Source organism: Priestia sp. FSL H7-0729, assembly GCF_038005685.1.
Lineage (GTDB): Bacteria > Bacillota > Bacilli > Paenibacillales > Paenibacillaceae > Paenibacillus.
In genome coordinates this window covers 19974-39158 of record NZ_JBBOTQ010000013.1, presented here as the reverse complement: position 1 = coordinate 39158, position 19185 = coordinate 19974, and the positions used below count along the sequence as shown (strand labels likewise).

The 19185-nt window shown below is 44.5% G+C and carries 22 protein-coding genes; all 22 read right to left on the bottom strand.

Annotated features, from left to right (window positions below; all coding sequences use genetic code 11):
* Window positions 1-23: 23 nt before the first annotated feature.
* Window positions 24-911: a MinD/ParA family protein gene (locus MHH93_RS22875; RefSeq protein ID WP_500055902.1), complete on the bottom strand. Its 888-nt coding sequence runs from the start codon at window positions 909-911 to the stop codon at window positions 24-26.
* Window positions 908-2260 (bottom strand): flagellar biosynthesis GTPase FlhF, encoded by a 1353-nt coding sequence (gene flhF, locus MHH93_RS22870; protein WP_500055901.1) that lies wholly within the window; start codon window positions 2258-2260, stop codon window positions 908-910. Before flhF ends, MHH93_RS22875 begins: the two co-directional genes overlap by 4 nt.
* Complete coding sequence (gene flhA, locus MHH93_RS22865; protein WP_500055900.1) at window positions 2257-4290, bottom strand: flagellar biosynthesis protein FlhA; 2034 nt, start codon at window positions 4288-4290, stop codon at window positions 2257-2259. The genes flhF and flhA overlap by 4 nt, the downstream gene beginning before the upstream one ends.
* A gap of 25 nt (window positions 4291-4315) precedes the next feature.
* Entirely contained in the window at window positions 4316-5398 is a 1083-nt protein-coding gene (gene flhB, locus MHH93_RS22860) for a flagellar biosynthesis protein FlhB (RefSeq protein ID WP_500055899.1), read from the bottom strand.
* A 23-nt stretch (window positions 5399-5421) separates the two neighbouring features.
* Window positions 5422-6210: a flagellar biosynthetic protein FliR gene (gene fliR, locus MHH93_RS22855; RefSeq protein WP_500055898.1), complete on the bottom strand. Its 789-nt coding sequence runs from the start codon at window positions 6208-6210 to the stop codon at window positions 5422-5424.
* A gap of 10 nt (window positions 6211-6220) precedes the next feature.
* Window positions 6221-6490 (bottom strand): flagellar biosynthesis protein FliQ, encoded by a 270-nt coding sequence (gene fliQ, locus MHH93_RS22850; protein ID WP_047842485.1) that lies wholly within the window; start codon window positions 6488-6490, stop codon window positions 6221-6223.
* 25 nt (window positions 6491-6515) lie between these two features.
* On the bottom strand, window positions 6516-7271 hold the full coding sequence (fliP, locus tag MHH93_RS22845) for a flagellar type III secretion system pore protein FliP (protein ID WP_253433793.1): 756 nt from the start codon (window positions 7269-7271) through the stop codon (window positions 6516-6518).
* A complete protein-coding gene (locus MHH93_RS22840; protein WP_500055972.1) occupies window positions 7268-7804 on the bottom strand; it encodes a flagellar biosynthetic protein FliO in 537 nt (178 codons plus the stop codon). The genes fliP and MHH93_RS22840 overlap by 4 nt, the downstream gene beginning before the upstream one ends.
* 11 nt (window positions 7805-7815) lie before the next feature.
* Entirely contained in the window at window positions 7816-8181 is a 366-nt protein-coding gene (locus MHH93_RS22835) for a response regulator (RefSeq protein WP_017689175.1), read from the bottom strand.
* Window positions 8182-8209: 28 nt separating this feature from the next.
* Window positions 8210-9484: a flagellar motor switch phosphatase FliY gene (gene fliY / locus MHH93_RS22830; protein ID WP_500055897.1), complete on the bottom strand. Its 1275-nt coding sequence runs from the start codon at window positions 9482-9484 to the stop codon at window positions 8210-8212.
* Window positions 9474-10472: a flagellar motor switch protein FliM gene (gene fliM, locus MHH93_RS22825; protein ID WP_500055896.1), complete on the bottom strand. Its 999-nt coding sequence runs from the start codon at window positions 10470-10472 to the stop codon at window positions 9474-9476. The genes fliY and fliM overlap by 11 nt, the downstream gene beginning before the upstream one ends.
* 40 nt (window positions 10473-10512) lie before the next feature.
* Window positions 10513-10974 carry a flagellar basal body-associated FliL family protein gene (locus tag MHH93_RS22820; RefSeq protein WP_500055895.1) on the bottom strand — a complete coding sequence of 154 codons (462 nt, stop codon included), beginning with the start codon at window positions 10972-10974 and terminating at the stop codon, window positions 10513-10515.
* Window positions 10974-11195 (bottom strand): flagellar FlbD family protein, encoded by a 222-nt coding sequence (locus tag MHH93_RS22815; RefSeq protein ID WP_017689179.1) that lies wholly within the window; start codon window positions 11193-11195, stop codon window positions 10974-10976. Before MHH93_RS22815 ends, MHH93_RS22820 begins: the two co-directional genes overlap by 1 nt.
* Before the next feature lie 68 nt (window positions 11196-11263).
* Window positions 11264-12082, bottom strand: a complete 819-nt coding sequence (gene flgG, locus MHH93_RS22810; RefSeq protein WP_500055894.1) for a flagellar basal body rod protein FlgG — start codon at window positions 12080-12082, stop codon at window positions 11264-11266.
* 82 nt (window positions 12083-12164) lie between these two features.
* The gene (locus tag MHH93_RS22805) at window positions 12165-12548 is read right to left on the bottom strand and encodes a TIGR02530 family flagellar biosynthesis protein (RefSeq protein WP_500055893.1); all 384 of its coding nucleotides are present in this window, start codon (window positions 12546-12548) and stop codon (window positions 12165-12167) included.
* Entirely contained in the window at window positions 12545-13102 is a 558-nt protein-coding gene (locus MHH93_RS22800) for a flagellar hook capping FlgD N-terminal domain-containing protein (protein WP_500055892.1), read from the bottom strand. Before MHH93_RS22800 ends, MHH93_RS22805 begins: the two co-directional genes overlap by 4 nt.
* 19 nt (window positions 13103-13121) lie before the next feature.
* Window positions 13122-14513, bottom strand: coding sequence for a flagellar hook-length control protein FliK (locus MHH93_RS22795; RefSeq protein ID WP_500055891.1), 1392 nt, complete (start codon window positions 14511-14513; stop codon window positions 13122-13124).
* 40 nt (window positions 14514-14553) lie between these two features.
* The gene (locus MHH93_RS22790; RefSeq protein WP_500055890.1) at window positions 14554-15495 is read right to left on the bottom strand and encodes a MotE family protein; all 942 of its coding nucleotides are present in this window, start codon (window positions 15493-15495) and stop codon (window positions 14554-14556) included.
* Between the two features lie 43 nt (window positions 15496-15538).
* Window positions 15539-15991, bottom strand: coding sequence for a flagellar export protein FliJ (gene fliJ / locus MHH93_RS22785; protein WP_278295730.1), 453 nt, complete (start codon window positions 15989-15991; stop codon window positions 15539-15541).
* Window positions 15992-16002: 11 nt separating this feature from the next.
* Window positions 16003-17322 (bottom strand): flagellar protein export ATPase FliI, encoded by a 1320-nt coding sequence (gene fliI / locus MHH93_RS22780; RefSeq protein ID WP_036609365.1) that lies wholly within the window; start codon window positions 17320-17322, stop codon window positions 16003-16005.
* Window positions 17309-18172, bottom strand: a complete 864-nt coding sequence (locus MHH93_RS22775; RefSeq protein WP_500055889.1) for a FliH/SctL family protein — start codon at window positions 18170-18172, stop codon at window positions 17309-17311. The genes fliI and MHH93_RS22775 overlap by 14 nt, the downstream gene beginning before the upstream one ends.
* Entirely contained in the window at window positions 18165-19181 is a 1017-nt protein-coding gene (fliG, locus tag MHH93_RS22770; RefSeq protein ID WP_047842476.1) for a flagellar motor switch protein FliG, read from the bottom strand. Before fliG ends, MHH93_RS22775 begins: the two co-directional genes overlap by 8 nt.
* Between the last annotated feature and the right edge of the window lie 4 nt (window positions 19182-19185).

Genomic DNA, 19185 nt, shown 5'->3' with positions numbered 1-19185 from the left:
CCCCTGTTTCCTTTATTCAGAAATCATGTTGTCCGTTTAAGCCACTTATTCATAAATCCCCTGATTCCTGTCAAGGTTCCGGATCCCGGAGTTGCAGGTACAGCCAAATAGCGAAGAGCAAGTTTCTCTATATCTTTGGAGGCTTTGCCATTGGGATAAGCCAGACTATAAGGCATTTGCCTTTTAACCGCCTTGACTACTTGGGCGTCTTCTGAGATATACCCAAGCAGCGGAATATCCGTTTGCAAAAACCGCCTTGCTACTCCAGCTATTTTTTCTGCCACCCGTTCCGCTTCTCGTTCGTCCTCCACCCGGTTAACGATCATCCGAAAGGGCGTAGCATTTTCCTGGCCGTGCATAACTTTGACTAAAGCATAAGCATCGGTTATTGAAGTCGGTTCAGGTGTGGTTATAATCAGGCATTCATCGGCAGCACCGATGAACTTCATATTCTCCCTGGAGAGTCCTGCCCCAGTGTCGAAGATGACATAATCCATTTCCTGGGCAATATCCTCCACTTGACTGGCGAAGAACTCCAGATCACGATCAGACAATGAGAACAACTCTTTCATGCCTGATCCTCCAGCAATGTAAGGCAAGCCGCTGGCACCCAGTTGTATGATCTCCCTTATAGATTTTTGTCGGTACAACAGGTGGTAAAGATTATAGGAAGAAGAAGTACCCATAAGAACATCAATATTTGCCATTCCAATATCGGCATCAAACACAAGTACCTTTTTCCCCAAAGCCTGCAAAGCCAAGGCAAAGTTCAGTGTAAAATTGGATTTCCCAACACCTCCCTTACCACTGGCTACAGTAATGATTTTCGAGGATCGAATATCTCGTTCAATGCCTTCCAATTCCAATGGCGTGGAGACCATACTTCGAAGTCCAGCTGCTTGATCCTTCATTGTGACCATTCTCCCAGCAACTGTTTAGACAACGAATCTGCATCCGGCTTCAACAAATCGTCCGGAACATTTTGTCCATTTGCCACATATGCGAGCTTGAGTGGAAAACGGTGTAACAAGTTAAATAGTGGACCGCAGCTCCCAGTCTCATCCATTTTGGTGAAAATCACATTATCCAGTCCATATTTACTGAAATGCTCCGTGATCTGAACCATATCAGCACTTTTGGAAGTCATACTCATGACCAGAAAGGTTTCGCTGTTCTCTACAGGAGCAAGCAAACTTTGCAGTTCCGAAACAAGTAATTCATTTCTGTAGTTTCTGCCCGCTGTATCCATAAAGATCAAGTCACAATTCTCTAATCGAGAAATGGCACGTTGTGTATCACCGGGTGATTGTACCACCTCAAGTGGAACATTCAGTATAGACGCATATGTTCTAAGCTGTTCCACCGCAGAGATCCGATACGTATCTGATGTAATGAATCCGACTTTACGCTGTTTTTTGAACATTTGTTCAGCAGCCAATTTTGCAATAGTTGTCGTTTTCCCTACACCGGTTGGTCCAGCAACATATACGATTCGAGTGGTAGGAAGAATTCCTTCTTCAATACGTTGCTCCAAAAAGTGCATGACTTCAAGCTTCACCAATTGTTCTACATCCTGTTCTTTCAATCCATCCTCAGAAAATTTTGCTTGAATGGAATTGAACCAGGATTCCCATACTTCAGGCCAAACATCTTGTTCTGTCAAACGCTCTCGGATCGGTTGCAGTTCCTCTGGTACAGGGTCCGCAGAAGTACCTTGCTTTGAAAGCTTGGTCACCATCTGTTTAAGATCCTGCAATTCATTCATCAACTTATCCTGTTGCAGGTCTGTACCTGTTGGCTTCATGCCAGATGTTGAACCCGAAAAATCCGCCCCTTGCGGTCGCGGTTTATGATCCGTGCTAGGAAAACCTGAGCCGCTGTCTATGTCTGAACTGATATTACGCGATTCAAACACTGACGGCACAGCCGCAGATTGTTCCTCTACACTTTGATCAGCTGTATTCGTTGTCGACGACTCATCAGAAGCCGCAACAAACGAACGAGCCGTTTGCCGATAAGCCTCAGGTACAAATGCACGAGGTACAGGTGTGAATTGATTTTGTACGGGCTTTGACGCTTGCTTGCTCTCTTCCTTATCCACGGCAGCTACAACTTCGATCCGTTTTTTGCGGAACATTCCCATCACACCGCCCACCTTAATCTCTTTGGTGGACAGAATGACGGCATCACTTCCCAGGTCTTTGCGAATTTGAAGCATAGCTTCGGGCATGGTCTCAACAACGTATTGTTTTACTCTCATAAGTTCACCACCCCGATACTTTGAATTTCAACATTCGGCTCCAACTCGCTGTAGGAAAGCACAGGAATGTCCTGCATAGTACGTTCAATAACCTGACGCAGATACATCCGAATGGTTGGAGAAGTTAATACAACAGGTTGTTGACCTGATTGAATCAAACGATTCACTTGTTCACTCAGCTTCTGATATACACTCTGTGTAGAAACAGGGTCTAGCGCAAGATAGCTGCCTTGATCCGATTGTTGAACACTTTCAGCAATTTTCTTCTCAAGACCAGGTCCAACGGTGATCACCCGAAGTGTCTCACCTTTCTGTGAGAACTGCTGAGTAATCTGACGTGATAGGGATTGTCTGACGTACTCAGTTAACACATCAGGGTCCTTCGTATATGTACCATAGTCAGCTAGTGTCTCGAAGATGGTAACCATATCCCGAATAGAAATTTTCTCACGCAATAACTTGGCAAGTACTTTCTGTACATCACCAATGGAAAGTAGTGAAGGGATCAGTTCATCCACCAGAGCAGAATAATTCTCTCTGAGATTATCCACAAGGGCTTTCGTTTCTTGTCTTCCAAGTAACTCATGTGCATGCTTCTTAATCAATTCTGTCAGATGTGTAGCCACAACGGAAGGCGGGTCTACGACCGTATATCCTGCAAGTTCCGCTCTGTCTTTGGTTACTTCATCAATCCATAGTGCCGGAAGTCCAAAAGCAGGCTCCGTCGTTTCAATACCTGTCACGGACTCCTCATCATAGCCAGGACTCATGGCAAGGTAATGATTCAACAAGAGCTCTCCTCCACCTACCACATTACCCTTGATTTTGATCACATACTCATTGGGTCTGAGCTGGATATTATCTCGAATCCGTATGACCGGAACGACCAACCCCAGTTCAAGAGCACACTGTCTCCGAATCATAATGATCCGATCCAATAAGTCCCCACCCTGCTGATTATCAGCAAGCGGGATTAAACCATAACCAAATTCAAACTCGATAGGGTCAACCTGAAGCAGGTTAATTACACTTTCAGGACTTCTGACCTCTTCAATCTGCTGTTCCTCTTCCAACTGTTCTTCTGCTTCCTGTTTGAGATTCAGATTATTCTGCATGCGCCAAGCGGCATATGCCAACACACCTGCCAACGGAAGCGTAGTAATAACATGAATTGGGGTGAAGAAACCCAGCATGGCAATAACGAAAGCTACGATATAAATAAGTATTGGATATGTAAACAGTTGCCCCGTAATATCATCAGCCAAGTTTCCTTCGGATGACGCTCTGGTGACGATAAGTCCTGCTGCTGTGGAAATGAGCAGAGCGGGGATTTGGCTTACCAATCCATCTCCAATTGTCAATACTGAGTACGTTGACATTGCATCTGCGAAAGCCATCCCATGTACAGTCATACCGATAATAAATCCACCAATGAGATTGATCAGGAGGATGATAATACTTGCAATTGCGTCACCTTTTACAAATTTACTTGCTCCATCCATCGCTCCATAGAAATCGGCTTCACGTTCAATTTTGGAACGACGCTCACGAGCTTGTTGCTCGTTAATCAGACCTGCATTCAGATCCGCATCAATACTCATTTGTTTACCTGGCATCGCATCAAGGGTAAATCGGGCAGCAACTTCTGCTACACGTTCAGACCCCTTAGTAATAACGATGAATTGAACCACAACCAGGATCAAAAACACAATAAACCCAATTGCAATTTGCCCTCCGGCAATCCAGCTACCAAAGGTAGCAACAACGGCTCCGGCATCCCCTTCACCAAGAATTAGCTTGGTTGTCGAAATATTCAAAGCCAATCGAAATAGTGTAGTGATCAGCAGCAAAGCTGGAAAAATAGAAAACTGCAACGCTTCTTTGCTGTTCATGGCAACTAGGAGTATCATTAGTGCAATTGAAATATTGACGACCAGTAACAAGTCCAACAGCCAGGTCGGGATCGGGAGAATCATCATCAACACAATGCCAATGATACCCGCAAGGACAGCAATATCTTTAGTCTTCAATGAATGTACGGCCTCCGATCCCCTTTTATTTCGTTCTGCCCTTTAGTTTATATACATAAGCCAGCACTTCGGCTACCGCTTGAAACAAATCGGCCGGTATGGAGTCACCAATCTCGGCTCTCTGGAACAATGCCCGTGCTAACGGCTTGTTTTCCATCGTAATAACACCGTTCTCTTTGGCAATTTCCTTAATACGCAAGGCGACATAATCCTGACCTTTGGCAATAATCTGCGGTGCCTCCATCTCGGAACCTTCATACTTTAGCGCAACTGCAAAGTGAGTCGGGTTCGTGATGATTACATCCGCATTCGGCACTTCCTGCATCATACGCTGCATAGCCATACGACGCTGACGTTCCCGGATTTTACCTTTGATCAGCGGATCACCTTCCATTTTCTTGTACTCGTCCTTGATGTCTTGCTTGGACATTCGAATATTCTTCTCATAATCATACTTCTGGTACATGTAATCAAATATAGCAAGTACCAACAGAGCTACCGCAATCTTGACTCCAAGACTTAAAGTAATTGAAGCAGCAAAATGTAAAATGGCATCCATTGAATAATGAGAAAGCGATGCTATATCGGACTGGTAACTTGTTATTGTGCTATACACAAGGTAGCCGATGATCGTCATCTTCAAAATGGATTTAGCAAATTCGACTAAAGAACGAAGAGAAAAAATGTTTTTGAACCCCTTGATCGGATTCAACTTCTCCAGTTTCGGCTTTAAACCTTCACCTACAAGCAGAAAACCTACCTGCATGTAGTTAACGATCAAAGCAACTAATGCTACACCGAGCAGCACAGGAGCAAGCAACAACATCACTTCTATACCGTATCGCATCATGAGCGACATTACATTTTCGTCAGTCACTTCCATGCTCAACCGATTGATGAAAATATCCGTAAAGAGTCGAACCGTACGCTCCTTGTAAAAATCACTAAAAACCATCATGATTAAAAAGGTGAACAGGAGGATTGAAGCACCCGATATCTCCATGCTTTTGACAACCTGTCCCTTTTTACGTGTATCCTGTCTCTTTTTCGGGGTAGCTTTCTCTGTCTTTTCCCCTGAAAACAACTGGAGGTCGAGTTGAAGTTTCATTCGAATCTTGTCCTCCGTTTCACTCATCCCGGCCTTTGCCCAATGGTCCCAAGCAATTTTTCCATAGATCTGAACATTACTTCGAACAATTGACTAAATACAAAGGCGAAGCTGGGAACCAGCAAAAGCAAAATAGCAAGCCCGACGAGCACTTTGAGCGGCATTCCGACTGCAAACACATTAAATTGAGGAGCCGTTTTTGCCAAAAATCCTAATCCTACATCCGTCAAAAACAAAGCAACTACCATCGGTGCAGCCATCTGAAAAGCAAGCATAAATGATTCACCTAACGTACGAATCAAAAATTCAGCAATACTTCCATCAGCCAATCTTAAGAAAAATACATTTGACAATGGGATCCATCGATAACTGTATACGAGAGCATCCAGCAGATAATGATGTCCATTCATGGTAAGGAATAAAAGTACTGCAAATGCATATTTGAAGTTACCTGTGAGCGGCGCTGAAGCACCTGTCATCGGATCATATACGTTGGCGATACCAAAACCAATTTGTATATCAATAAAAGCACCTGCTGTCTGTACAGCGGTCATCAAAAGATACGCAACAAATCCCAAAAGCAAACCAATCAAAATCTCTCTGATGATGAGCAAGATATAACTCAGATCTGTAGGTACCGTCTGGTTTATGCCATATATCATATATACAGTCAATGTGACAAAAGCAGACAGTCCAATTTTGACTGAAGCCGGTACATTTCGAGCCGAAAAAATCGGCGCAGTTACAAAAAATGATGTGATTCGACAAAACATAAGCAGAGCGACAGGGAAACTTTGCAATAATGTCTCCATCTGCTAAAGCCTACCCTATGTATCTGTATAGATTATCGAGAATGTTGAACGTAAAATCGACCAATATATTCAAGATCCAGGGTCCAAACAAAAGTACCGCCAGAAGTACAGCCACAATCTTGGGCACAAAAGCTAATGTTTGTTCCTGAATTTGAGTTGTCGCTTGAAAAATACTGATTGCAAGTCCTACAACCAGAGCTAGTATAAGCATGGGTGCACTGGCCAGCAATGACGTGTATACCGCTTTCCCGGCCAGACCGATAATAAATTCCGAAGTCATGACCGTCCTCCTTTAACTTTCCGGATCAAGTGTTAAAACTCAGTAACAGTGACTTGACTACCAGATACCACCCGTCCACAAGGACAAAGAGTAGTATTTTGAAAGGTAATGAGATCATGACCGGCGGAAGCATCATCATCCCCATTGCCATGAGTGTACTCGCGACAACAATATCTATGACCAGAAACGGAATAAAAATCATAAACCCCATCTGGAATGCTGTCTTCAACTCACTGATTACATATGCCGGCACCATAACAGTAATTGGGATATCCTGGTATGTTTTTGGTTGTTCAGTCTGATTGTACTTCATAAATAGCAACAGATCTTTTTCTCTGGTATGAGTAAACATAAATTTCTTTATGGGATCTGCTGCTTTTTCAAGTGCCTCAGTTTGCGTAAGGTCTCCCTGGAGATAGGGCTGAAGCGCTACCTGATTTATGGAAGACAACGTCGGCGACATAATGAAAAGTGTCAGAAATAACGCCAAACCGACCAGCACCTGATTGGGTGGCATTTGTTGTGTACCCAAAGATGTACGTACAAAACCGAGCACAATCACAATTCGAGTAAAACTGGTCATCAGTACAAGCATTGCTGGAGCAATACTAAGCACTGTAATTAACAAAATAATGGACAGTGAACTCGTACTTGGTGTTCCTCCGTCACCGTTTCCGATCTGAATATCAATATTCGGGATAGGTTCGGCAAAGGCAACCGTTACAGATGCCAGACTGATAAGTCCTAATAAACAACACGCTAACCAAATCTTTTTCTTCATGAATCCCTCGACCGATCTGTAGTATTGTCTTTATCCAGGAGCTTTTCCATCTTCTCTTTACGGTTAGGCATCTGCCGAAGTTTAGATTCAAACATTTCGTGAAAAGAAGTTGTGTCCTCTAGTTCCATTTCCCGCGGCGGTTCTTCTTTACGGAAGCGGTTTGCTAGCTTGGCGATGAGAGGCGAGAGATTCCCTTGCTGTGCAGCAGCATCTCGTTCGAATGAATCAATAATTCTTTGCGCCTCTTCCATATCCGAAACCTTATCTATTAACTGGATATCTTCACCTACACCAAGCAGATATACACTTCCACCAATTTCTATAATTTGCAGCGACTTGTTTTGTCCCAGTCCGACCCCGCCGAGGGTACGAATTGTGCCGTGCCGGAACATTTGCTGATTCCGTTTGTTTAAAAAACGGATCAGATAAACAATAAGAACCAGGATGACGACCAGGACAACAATCACCCATACAAGCTGTAAATAATAATTGGCTCCCGCGCCAGCTCCTTCTGGAAAATCACCCTGAGCCATCATCATGCCTCTTAAACGCCCAGTGTCTTGCTAATCGCTTCGATAACGCGGTCAGATTGGAACGGTTTAACGATAAAGTCTTTGGCACCTGCTTGAATAGCATCGATTACCATCGCTTGTTGACCCATCGCAGAGCACATAATTACTTTTGCGTTAGCATCAATTTTCTTGATTTCTTTCAAAGCTGCAATGCCATCCATCTCAGGCATTGTGATATCCATTGTGATCAGATCCGGACGAAGCTCTTTAAATTTCTCAATCGCTTGTGAACCATCCTGTGCCTCACCAACAACCTCATATCCATTTTTGGACAAAATGTCCCGGATCATCATTCTCATAAATGCTGCGTCGTCTACGACTAAAATTCGGTTTGCCATCTTGATTCAAGTCCTCCCTAAATTGTGCTTATTGTAATTTCTGAATTCGGTCCCATTGGCTAACGATATCTATAACACGAACACCAAAGTTTTCGTCAATAACGACAACTTCTCCCTTGGCGATCAGTTTGTTATTCACCAAAATATCGACAGGTTCCCCGGCTAATTTATCCAGTTCGACAATCGAACCCTGTGACAGTTCCAAAATATCTTTAATTTGCTTCTGGGTCCTTCCTAATTCTACGGTGACTTTAAGGGGAATGTCCATCAATAAATTCAAATTGTTTTCGTCTACCTGACCAAACGCCCCATTTTGCAAATTAGCGAATTGAACTGGTTGTACGTTAACATTCCTATTTGGCATTCCACCGTAATGCTGAGGTGCACCGTAAGGTTGTTGCGGCGGCATGCCATATGGCTGCTGTGGCGGCATTCCTTGCGGCATTCCCATTGGAGCTTGTCCATATCCATTATAGTCCTGAACAGGCTGCTGAGGAGCCTGTGGAGGCTGCTGGTGCTGGACGGGCGGCTGCTCAGCCACTGGTGGTGGTGTTGCTGGCACTGGTACTGGTGCAGGTTCAGGTGTTGATGCCACTGGTGCGCTGGCAGTTGACTCCTGAGCGCCTCCAATCAGCATGTCTACCATGCTTTTGGCAAAATGCACTGGAAGCAACTGCATCAGATTGGAATCGATCAGATCCCCGATTAACAGACGAAATGAAACTTGGATGAGTGTCTCATCTTCTGGAAGATTACTTACACCCTCACCACTCTCCAAATTGAGAATATCGATTCCTGGAGGAGAAATATTCACAAAGCGGTTGAAGATCGTGGACATGGAAGTAGCAGATGACCCCATCATTTGGTTCATCGCTTCCTGTACCGCACTAATATGGATTTCATTCAGTTCTTCGTCGATGGGATTTCCTTCCCCACCCAGCATCAGATCCGCGATGACTTGAGCATCTCTCTTCTTGATAACAAGTGAGTTAATGCCTTCGAATCCATCCACGTAATTCACATGAACGGCAACATGCGGCTTAGGAAAAGCTTCTTCAAACTGTGTTCGACTAATGATGGAAACCTTAGGTGTTGTAATATCTACTTTTAGGCCCAATAGCGTAGACAAAGCTGTTGCCGCGCTACCAAATGTAATGTTACCAATCTCTCCCAAGGCATCTTGCTCCAGCTCGGTCAAAAAATCATCAACCGTCTTTTCAGCGGGTTCGGAGCTGTTTATCGATTCTGATTGCCTGAGCAGAGCATCGATTTCTTCTTGGGATAAATAATCCTTACTCGTCAAATTCTTCAACTCCTTCGGTGACAATCTCGTCTATTTGCACAGCCACACGGTCCTTGATTGTTCCCGGACTGCCCATGTATTTCAGTTTGTCACCCACTTTAATGGAAAGTCCCTCATCAACGGGTTTGTTCAACGTAATGACATCACCAACGGACAGACCCAAAAATTCTGCAATTGAAATTCTGGATTCGCCTAACTCCGCAACGATAGGTAATTTGGCTTTGTTCACACGCTCTCTTAAAGCTTCATATTCTTCCGGAGCTCTCGTTTTCTTCTCCGAAACAAACCATTGATGAGTTGACAACCGTGACATAATAGGTTCAAGAACGACATGCGGAATACATAGGTTGATCATGCCTGTCGTGTCACCAATTTTGGTACTAAGCGAGATTAGAGCAATGGTCTCATTGGGAGATACAATCTGCATAAATTGCGGATTGGTCTCGAGTGCTTCCATCCTTGGGGAAATATCCAACACAGTCTTCCATGCTTCCTGCAAACTTTCAAATGCTCGACTGAATATCCGCTCCATGATGGTCGTCTCTATCTCCGTCATGGATGCGATCTTGGTTGGAGCAGTTCCGGTTCCACCAAGCAGGCGATCCAACATCGCATATCCCACGTTTGGATGGACTTCCATCACCATTCGCCCCTGTAGTGGCTCCGCTTCAAAAATGTTCAATATCGTCATCTTAGGAATAGAACGGATAAACTCATCATAAGGCAACTGTTCGACCTGAACGACATTGATTTGAACGAACGTCCGCAGTTGGGCTGAAAAATAAGTGGTGAGAAAGCGTGCAAAGTTTTCGTGAATACGAGTCAAGCTTCTGATATGGTCTTTGGAAAAACGCACTGCTCGCTTAAAATCGTACGATCTGATTTTTTTCTGAGTTTCTTCCTTCTTCAATTCTTCTGCATCCATTTCACCAGAAGAAAGGGCTGCTAATAGGGCGTCAATCTCATTTTGTGATAATACATCCACCATGTTCTCACCCCCTTACAGGTCTACAGCATGTTCTGTTCATTTACATCGTTGCTATCACAATGGATGAAAAGCTCGTACTACTTAAATTTCCTTCTGGTAAAGCTTCATTAATAAGACCTGTTAATTTCTCATTAAATAGTATCCGACCCTTTGCTGTAGCCAGTTCATCAGACTTCGTATCTGCAAGCGTCTGAATGATAATCGGTTTTACGACAATTTCTTTAATTTTCTCGAAATCTTCCTTGGCTTTTACGTCAGCCAACTTGAATGAGAAGCTAACGACAATAACATGATCTGTATCAGCCAAATTGGTTTTAATTTCTCCAAGCTCAGAGGAAACTTCTACAATCTCATCCGCAGTCATCTTCTTGGCTTCTGAAGCTGAAGCAGTATGTGTGTCGTTCTTATTCCCGTTCTGTCCTTGCATAAATACAAACACAACCACCACAATGAGTGTTATTGCAAGCAACATGGTTGCAAGCCAGGGCATCATTTTTTTCATCAGGATTCCTCCGTTTGCTGCACTTTAATAGTGGCTGCCTGAACCCCGATTTCACGGTTGTAATCTTTAATCTTGGAAATAACGTCAGCGGCTTTTTCAAGCACAATGAGCCTCTTTCCAGTTACCAGAGTAATATACGTATCCGGCGTCTCTTCCACAATTTCAACCATCAGCGCATTTAACCACATGGGAGAACCATTTAACCGCGTAACCGAAATCATGCTAAGCCCCCTTGATCAGAGTGGGAGGAGCAAGCTCCCCCACGTTTTAAAAATTCATAAATCAATTATTAACGTTTCAGGTTAACAACTTCCTGAAGTATTTCATCCGACGTTGTAATGATCCGGGAGTTGGCCTGGAATCCACGCTGAGCTACGATCATCTCAGTAAACTCTCCAGTCAGATCGACATTAGACATTTCGAGTTGTCCAGCAATGATTGCTCCCGTTCCGTCCTCAGCACTGTTCGCTGTCAACGGGTCCAGTGCACCATCTGGATTAGCATTCGCTGTCATTCTGTACAGGTTACCGCCAATTTTCTCCAAACCTTCAGGATTGACTACTTTTCCTATACCAAGCTGAGTGTCCCCTTGAGTTGTGCCGTCAGCCAGTGTTTCATTAATCATACCGTTCTGACCGATGGTGAACGAAACAACATCATCCCCAATTGTAATGGGCTCTCCCTCACTACTTAAGACGAACAAACCATCAGAAGTTACAAGATTTCGAGCAGCATCAACATGGAAATCCCCTGCACGTGTCAAGTAAGGAATTTCCTGATCTCCACCCAAGGAGACAAGAAAAAAGCCATCTCCGTTAATACGTAAGTCTGTCGGATTGTTTGTAGTCATTGGGCTTCCTGCGAGATGCAGTGTATCTATAGATCCTACCGATACACCTAAACCAATTTGTTTTGCATTCACACCACCAGATGGAGCATCAGTCGGGGCAGTTACCCCCGCGGTCGTTTGACTCATAATATCTTTGAACATAACCCGGCTACCTTTGAAGCCAACCGTATTTACGTTCGCAATATTGTTACCAATTACGTCGAGTTTGGTTTGAAAACCCCGCATCCCGGAAACGCCTGAGTACATTGATTTCAACATTTTTAAAAATCCTCCCAGTTTTTCATTTGGTTACCGCATCAGTCGGTCAGCGGCATTCCGGCTCCCGAGAAGGGCCAGCCGGTCAAGAAATAATTACGGCACTATCAATCTGAGTGAACACATTATCCTTCATGCTCTCACTATCCATAGCTGTAACCACAGTACGATTTTTGACATTGACGATAAAAGCCATATCCTGCATTAAAATCAATGACTCTTTGGCTCCCTTGGCAGCTGCTTTGTCCAAAGCAGAACCAATTTGTTCCATTTGTTCGGTCTTGAGTTCAATACCGCGCTGTTCCAATCGTTTGGCAGCATGATTACTCAACTTCAGAAGGTTATCTTCCAGTACCTTTGCAAAAGGCTTTTCGGGTACAGCTGATGCTTCTCCCGTTTTGGGTCTTTGAAGTATATTCGGTTTAATTGAGCCTGCATATAATTGTCCAACCGTTATGCGATCACTCATATCGTTTTCTCGCTATCTTCTATATCACCCGTTTCAGTGGAAGATTCAACTTCCTGGCTCTCGTTCGTTTCAGGGGCTACGTCCTGAACGTTCTGTACCGGAGTTTGACTCTCTTCTGCCTGTTTTGGATAATTCACCTGAATGATCTCATCAAGCTTGATCTCATCGTTGCCCACTTTTGCGTATTGAACACTATCTCTTACAATGATGGAATCCACAATACCCTGACGAAGAGTTCCGTTGTCGTCTTTATTAGAAGAAAGCCAACTTACCTCCATGCCAATCATGCCGGATACAGCACCAAGTGACTGGTTCAATGTTTTAAGCTGTGTAGAAATGTTGACCAGTTGTTCCACGGAGCTGAACTGTGCCATTTGAGCGATAAATTCCTTATCCTCCATCGGCTGCATAGGGTCTTGGTTTTGCAGTTGGGTAATCAGGATTTTTAGAAACTGATCTTTACCTAACTCTTTTGTTGCAGCACTGGTGGTTGCTTTATTAGCTGCCGAATAGTTCGGCCAGGTATTATTCATTGAAACAATTTCGTTAGCCATTTGCTCACCTCATTTCTGTTTAAGCCTCTGCACTAAATGTATCTCTCTGTAATTCATTTCCTTCAACTTGCTCGCTACGCCAGTTACGCAATTCTTCTTGAATTCCTGCTGTAGCTATAGCATCCTCCGATTGTTCTTCACGCTCACGCGAACGGCGTTGTTGCTGAGAATTACTTCCTGGCTGACGGCCTCCGTCCTGATACATCTGTGATCCGATTGAACTGTTCTGGGTAACCTCAAGTCGTTCCACTTGAATTCCCTGGGCTTGAAGTGAAGAACGCAGCTGAGTCATTTGTTGTTCAAGCATGTCTTTGGCCATCGTATGCTCAGTCATAAACCGTGCTACCAATTGCCCGTTCTGTAAAGTAATTTGAACGTCCAACTTCCCTAAATGTTCAGGTCGAAGTGAGATGGTCGCCTCGGAAAATCCTTTTTGCTGTACAATATCCAGCTTGTTGACTACAAATTGTGTCATTTCTTTGGCAAACTGTGAGGTCTGCATTACAGGTTCAGCCGGTTTTCCTGCTGTTGTACCTGATGAACGCAAGGACAGCTCTCCCGCAGTAATGATGGTGGAGTGTTCCAATTCTCCACCTGCTTTTGAAGCAGATGTCGTTTCCGTCTCATCTTTCACCTGGGTTCCAGAGTTTGCCACTGCCGCAACAAGAACCTGAGGTACAACCGAATCTTGTTTCGACGCTTGAAGCGAAGTCGTTGGAGCGACTTGCACAACCTGATCCTTAACTGCAGTCAGTGTATCCAGTATGGATTTCAATTCAGTCCATCCCTTGTTACTCGCCGTATCTACTCCAGCCTCTTGAAGCTGACTCTGCAGAGATTGTAGCAGATGCTTGAATTCAGGAGCATTCTTCGCAACAGTACTCTCAGGTTCATTCAACGCAGCTACTAATTGTGTAAGCACATCCTGCAGAACAAAACGTACTGCTGCCGGATGTTGCGACAGTTCAATTGCAGGTACTACACTCGCGCTCTTCGCTCCATCCGAAGGCTCGTCGGAACCTTCTGCGTTCGTACCAGAAGCATCATTTAGTTGTGCATACAACTGTTGAATCAGAGTCTGTAAGCCTGCAAGTAGAGTTGGATCATTTTCCAAAGCTTCGTCAAGCGAATCCAAGTCCGTGAACAATGAATTCAGTACATCCGTGATTGATGTCGCTTCCCCATCTTCTTCACTTGTAGCAAAGGAAAAGACCAACGGATTAGCAGTTAGGCTTCCAGTAGCGCTTGAACTATCACCTTCTGTGTTTCCACCCGATAACGATTGTGCAAGAGTTTGGAGAAATTCACCGCTAGTACCTGCAGCTGAACCTTTCGATTGTGCTCCAGTCGTCTGACCTGTTCCCGTTGCTTTTGCAGATGCTGTGGATGCCATTTGATATACAATCGACATTTATTTTCACCTCCTCTCAATTAGTTCAGTGTAATCCTTTTTACTTGTTGCCCATCAATCTGTTCAAAATTTTTGCAGTTTCAACCGAGTCCTCTGAAGACATGTTCTCAAGTAATTGAGAGCGTGTTGCATCATCTACCGAATTCAGAATGGTCAATGTTTTGTCAGGACTTAACTTATAGGTTTCCAACAATAACTTGGCACCACTTGAAGCAGACATCGAAGCAAATGTTTGACTAAGCTGGTTTTTATCCAGGTTTTTACTTGTTGTTGTGGATGCAGTTGAAGTTGCTGCGGTTTCTTTCTTCAATCTGGATTGCAGTGCATCCAGTGCCAGATCTCCGGATGGTTTGGCATCCTTCATCATCATGGTGACATCGGCTGCTGTTTTTGGGTCCATCTTTTCAAGCACTTTGGTCCGAGCAGATGATTGCATGGCATTCAATAACAACACCATTTCCTCATTCGTCATATTTTGCAAGATCGGTGCAGCTTTGCTCGGGCTCATGTCAGCATACATTTTAGCCAAATCTTTAATTTGCTTTTGATAATCGGATTCCGTTTCAGGCGTTGCTGCTGCAGCCGTTTCAGCCGCTTTTTCCGCATCATCCAACTTCTTCTGAAGTTCCGTGGCCTTCTTCGCTTCGGTTGTTTTTGCTTCCTGTGCTGCCTTAAGCTCTGTTTCTTTGGCAGTTACCTGGGACTTCAGCTTTTCGATTGTGGCTTCAGCACTTTCAACCTGCTGCTCACTCTTCTCCAGCTGCTCTTTCTCCGGATCCAGTACAGGATCAGGTACCCATTCCTTGACTACCGGGATCTTGTTGGCGAATTCAAACAAATTATTACGAATATCTACATTAAATAGCGTAAGTAATACACCCAGCAATACTACGGTGAATACAATCGGGATCGAGATCATTAGAAATTTTTCCCAACCGCCTCCCGACTCTTTTTCCATGTCGCTATCATCTTTAACAGCCATCGTTCATTCCTCCTTCACGAGACAACTTCGCTTCCGGCTCACATCAATTCGCGCGTCCGGCTTTGGCAGCGAAGCGTACAGTAGCCATCTCGTCCAGATCGTTCTGTTCCCGGAGGAGCATCTCCTGCTGAAATTTGATTTTGGCCTTGTCTCTCGCTCCAAGCCATACTTTTTCGTCAATCATCTTACCGTTGAGAAAGGTCTGATTCCGCTGCACATTGACCTGAGCATGTTTAACATCACTGTTTTTGCGTGAAATGCACTCGTCAAGGTGATGTACATAACGTTGCATCTCCTGCAGACTGTTTACAGACGCTGTATTTTCCGTAGCAGATTGGATAATGCTGACCAGATTACTTCTATCATTAAGAAGTTGTATCAGATGTTCTTCCTCCGTCTGAAGTTTACCGATCGCTGTGGATAACATCCACTCTGCCTGTGTTTTTTCATTACTCTTCAGGTCAACAACTTTCTGGAAATGATATCGAAATTTCATCGTTTACCCATTCATCTCCTTGCAAATTCAAGAATCAAACGTTCCTGTACTTCACTTAAGGTGACTTTCTCGTCGACTTTCTGCTTGGTAAAGTTCCATATACTATCAATCTGGTCTATCGATTCATCAATGGCTGCATTTGATCCCCGCTGGTAAGCCCCAATATTAATCAAATCTTCCGATTCTTTGTACACAGCCATTAAACGTTTCATATTATTAACAGCTTCCAACTGTTCTTCCGGAGCAATATCCTTCATAACACGACTTATGCTGGCTAACACATCAATCGCTGGAAAGTGACCTTTATTCGCAATAGATCGATTTAACACAATGTGTCCATCCAAAATACCCCTTACTGCATCCGCGATCGGTTCATTCATGTCATCCCCATCGACCAGAACGGTGTAAAAGGCTGTAATCGAGCCCGTAGGTCCAGTACCCGCCCGTTCAAGCAGTTTGGGCAAACTTGCAAAAACCGATGGCGTATATCCTCTCATTGCCGGAGGTTCACCTACAGCCAGACCAACTTCCCTTTGTGCCATGGCATATCGAGTTACCGAATCCATCATAAGCATCACGTTCATTCCACGGTCCCGGAAATACTCTGCAATCGTCGTTGCAATAACGGCTCCCTTGATCCGAATCAAGGCAGGCTGATCTGATGTTGCTACAATGACTACGGAGCGTTCCAGCCCTTCCGGACCCAGATCCCGTTCAATAAAGTCGCGCACCTCACGTCCACGCTCACCCACAAGCGCGATAACATTGACATCTGCTGCTGTATTACGAGCAATCATGCCCATCAAAGTACTCTTACCAACACCAGAACCGGCAAAAATACCTACACGCTGTCCCTTACCTACGGTCAGCAATCCATCGATAGCTCTTACACCAACACCCATCGTTTCAAGTACACGTGGACGATCCATTGGATTGACCGGAGTATTGGAGGTAGAGTACATCGGCATTCTGGATGGAAGAAGGGAACCGTCCAGCGGTTGTCCAAGTCCGTCCAATACTTTACCGAGCAATTCAGAGCCTACCTGAACGCCGAGTGGTTTCCCCGTACCTACTACATCGCAACCAGGACCGATAGATTGAAGTTCCCCCAGTGGCATAAGCAACACTTTGTTATCTCGAAACCCAACGACTTCAGCCTGTAGAGGCTTGGCTGATTTACCAGGATAGATATAACATACGTCACCGATACTCGCATCCGGCCCTTCTGACTCCACCATAAGACCAATGACCTGAGTTACTTTGCCGTTAATACGAACAGGATCGAATTGCCGCAAATGTTCCATGTATCGCTGTGAACTAAGAACCTTCATGTTGATTTTTTCGCTCCTCATCCTCAAGTGCTATGCGGACCAGTTCTTTTTTAATTTCAGCAAGCTGTGTATCAATTCTCGCATCTACACTTCCGAACGAAGAACGAATGACACATCCTTTATCTTTGACTGTTGAATCAGGCAAAATCTGCAATTCTGCCTGGGAGTCAATGGACAGAGACAATTCTTCACGAGCTGCCTGTACAAATGTAAACTGATCAGGTGCCACACAGAGTGTGATTAACCCCTGCTCGCGTTTACGTGACAAACTCTGACGAATCAGTTCCAATGTATGATCGGGTTCAATGGTAAGTTGCTTATCAATGACTTTCTCAGCGATCCCGCAAGCGAGATCCACAAGGAACGGTTCGGCTTCCTGAATGATCTGATCTTTAGCTACATAAGCTTCCTTGAGCACTTCCTGCGCTTCTATCATCATCTTATCGATCTGCACTTGGAGATCCAGTTCAGCTTGTACTTTGCCTTCTTCAAAACCCTGTTGGAAACCTTGTGAACGAAGCGCTTCAGTTAGATGTTCATCCTGTTGTCGTTGTTCCTGCCACCAGCTGTCGATCTGTTCACGGGCCTCTTGAAGCATGCGCTCTGCCTCTTCTGAAGCTTCACGTACTTGCTTTTCTGCAAACTCCTTGGCATCTTCCAGCATTTCTGCGGTAAGACGTTGTGTTTCTTCGTCCACGCGTGCTTGAAGCGTTTCCGCTTCAGAACCTTCAGCACTTTCACCGTATAATTCCGTGTCAGACTCCTCAGTACCACCATAATGATGATGATTTTCAAGTCTTTTGCGGTCATCAACAGGTACATACTGGAAAGATTTAATCAAATTAGACAATGATATCATCTCCTCCACCGCGTGCGATAATGATTTCACCGGCTTCTTCCAATCTGCGGATCGTTCCTACAATGCGTGTCTGAGCTTCCTCAACATCACGCAATCGCACAGGACCCATGAATTCCATCTCTTCTTTGAATGTCTCGGACATCCGCTTCGACATATTCCGGAACACAGCATCCCGAACTTCTTCGCTTGCCACCTTGAGTGCAAGTTGCAGATCGGCGTTGTCGATATCCCGAATAATACGCTGGATCGAACGATCATCCACATTGACGATATCTTCGAATACAAACATACGTTTTTTGATTTCCTCTGCAAGCTCCGGGTCCTGAATTTCAAGTGAGTCCAAAATGGTACGCTCTGTACCACGATCGACTCCGTTCAGAATCTGAACGATCGATTCGATACCACCAGCATTCGTGTAATCCTGCGTTACGGTAGAAGATAACTTCTGTTCCAGGACCCGCTCCACTTGAGAGATGACTTCTGGCGAAGTACTATCCATAACCGCCACCCGGCGAGCAACATCTGCCTGCTTCTCTTGTGGCAAGGATGATAGAATCGCTGCAGCCTGTTCGAACTGAAGATAAGAGAGAACAAGCGCGATCGTTTGCGGACTTTCATTCTGAATAAAGTTCAAGATTTGATTTGGATCCGCTTTGCGTGCAAAGTCAAACGGTCTGACTTGCAGCGTAGCTGTCAAACGATTAATGACTTCAAGTGCTTTTGATGAACCCAGAGCTTTCTCCAGGATTTCTCTCGCATAGTTGATACCGCCCTGAGAGATGTATTCCTGTGCCAGACAGATCTGGTGAAACTCGGCCATGATCATGTCCTTTTCGGAAGAATCAACCTTGCGAACGTTGGCAATCTCCAACGTTAATTGCTCAATCTCCTCGTCACGCAGATGTTTGAAGATCTGAGCCGATACTTCCGGACCTAATGTAATCAGCAAAATTGCTGCTTTTTGTCTTCCAGTCAAACCTTGACTGCTTGCCTTCGCCAATGCG

Coding starts and splice junctions, on each gene's coding strand:
- MHH93_RS22800 (WP_500055892.1), bottom strand. CDS start 13,102: ATGGCTAACGAAATTGTTTCAATGAATAATACCTGGCCGAACTATTCG.
- MHH93_RS22790 (WP_500055890.1), bottom strand. CDS start 15,495: ATGGCTGTTAAAGATGATAGCGACATGGAAAAAGAGTCGGGAGGCGGT.
- flgG (WP_500055894.1), bottom strand. CDS start 12,082: ATGTTGAAATCAATGTACTCAGGCGTTTCCGGGATGCGGGGTTTTCAA.
- fliI (WP_036609365.1), bottom strand. CDS start 17,322: ATGAAGGTTCTTAGTTCACAGCGATACATGGAACATTTGCGGCAATTC.
- fliP (WP_253433793.1), bottom strand. CDS start 7,271: ATGAAGAAAAAGATTTGGTTAGCGTGTTGTTTATTAGGACTTATCAGT.
- flhF (WP_500055901.1), bottom strand. CDS start 2,260: ATGAGAGTAAAACAATACGTTGTTGAGACCATGCCCGAAGCTATGCTT.
- MHH93_RS22835 (WP_017689175.1), bottom strand. CDS start 8,181: ATGGCAAACCGAATTTTAGTCGTAGACGACGCAGCATTTATGAGAATG.
- MHH93_RS22805 (WP_500055893.1), bottom strand. CDS start 12,548: ATGAGTGATCGCATAACGGTTGGACAATTATATGCAGGCTCAATTAAA.
- MHH93_RS22795 (WP_500055891.1), bottom strand. CDS start 14,513: ATGTCGATTGTATATCAAATGGCATCCACAGCATCTGCAAAAGCAACG.
- fliR (WP_500055898.1), bottom strand. CDS start 6,210: ATGGAGACATTATTGCAAAGTTTCCCTGTCGCTCTGCTTATGTTTTGT.
- MHH93_RS22815 (WP_017689179.1), bottom strand. CDS start 11,195: ATGATTTCGGTTACGCGGTTAAATGGTTCTCCCATGTGGTTAAATGCG.
- MHH93_RS22820 (WP_500055895.1), bottom strand. CDS start 10,974: ATGAAAAAAATGATGCCCTGGCTTGCAACCATGTTGCTTGCAATAACA.
- MHH93_RS22840 (WP_500055972.1), bottom strand. CDS start 7,804: ATGGCTCAGGGTGATTTTCCAGAAGGAGCTGGCGCGGGAGCCAATTAT.
- fliJ (WP_278295730.1), bottom strand. CDS start 15,991: ATGAAATTTCGATATCATTTCCAGAAAGTTGTTGACCTGAAGAGTAAT.
- flhB (WP_500055899.1), bottom strand. CDS start 5,398: ATGAAACTTCAACTCGACCTCCAGTTGTTTTCAGGGGAAAAGACAGAG.
- fliM (WP_500055896.1), bottom strand. CDS start 10,472: ATGGTGGATGTATTATCACAAAATGAGATTGACGCCCTATTAGCAGCC.
- fliQ (WP_047842485.1), bottom strand. CDS start 6,490: ATGACTTCGGAATTTATTATCGGTCTGGCCGGGAAAGCGGTATACACG.
- MHH93_RS22875 (WP_500055902.1), bottom strand. CDS start 911: ATGAAGGATCAAGCAGCTGGACTTCGAAGTATGGTCTCCACGCCATTG.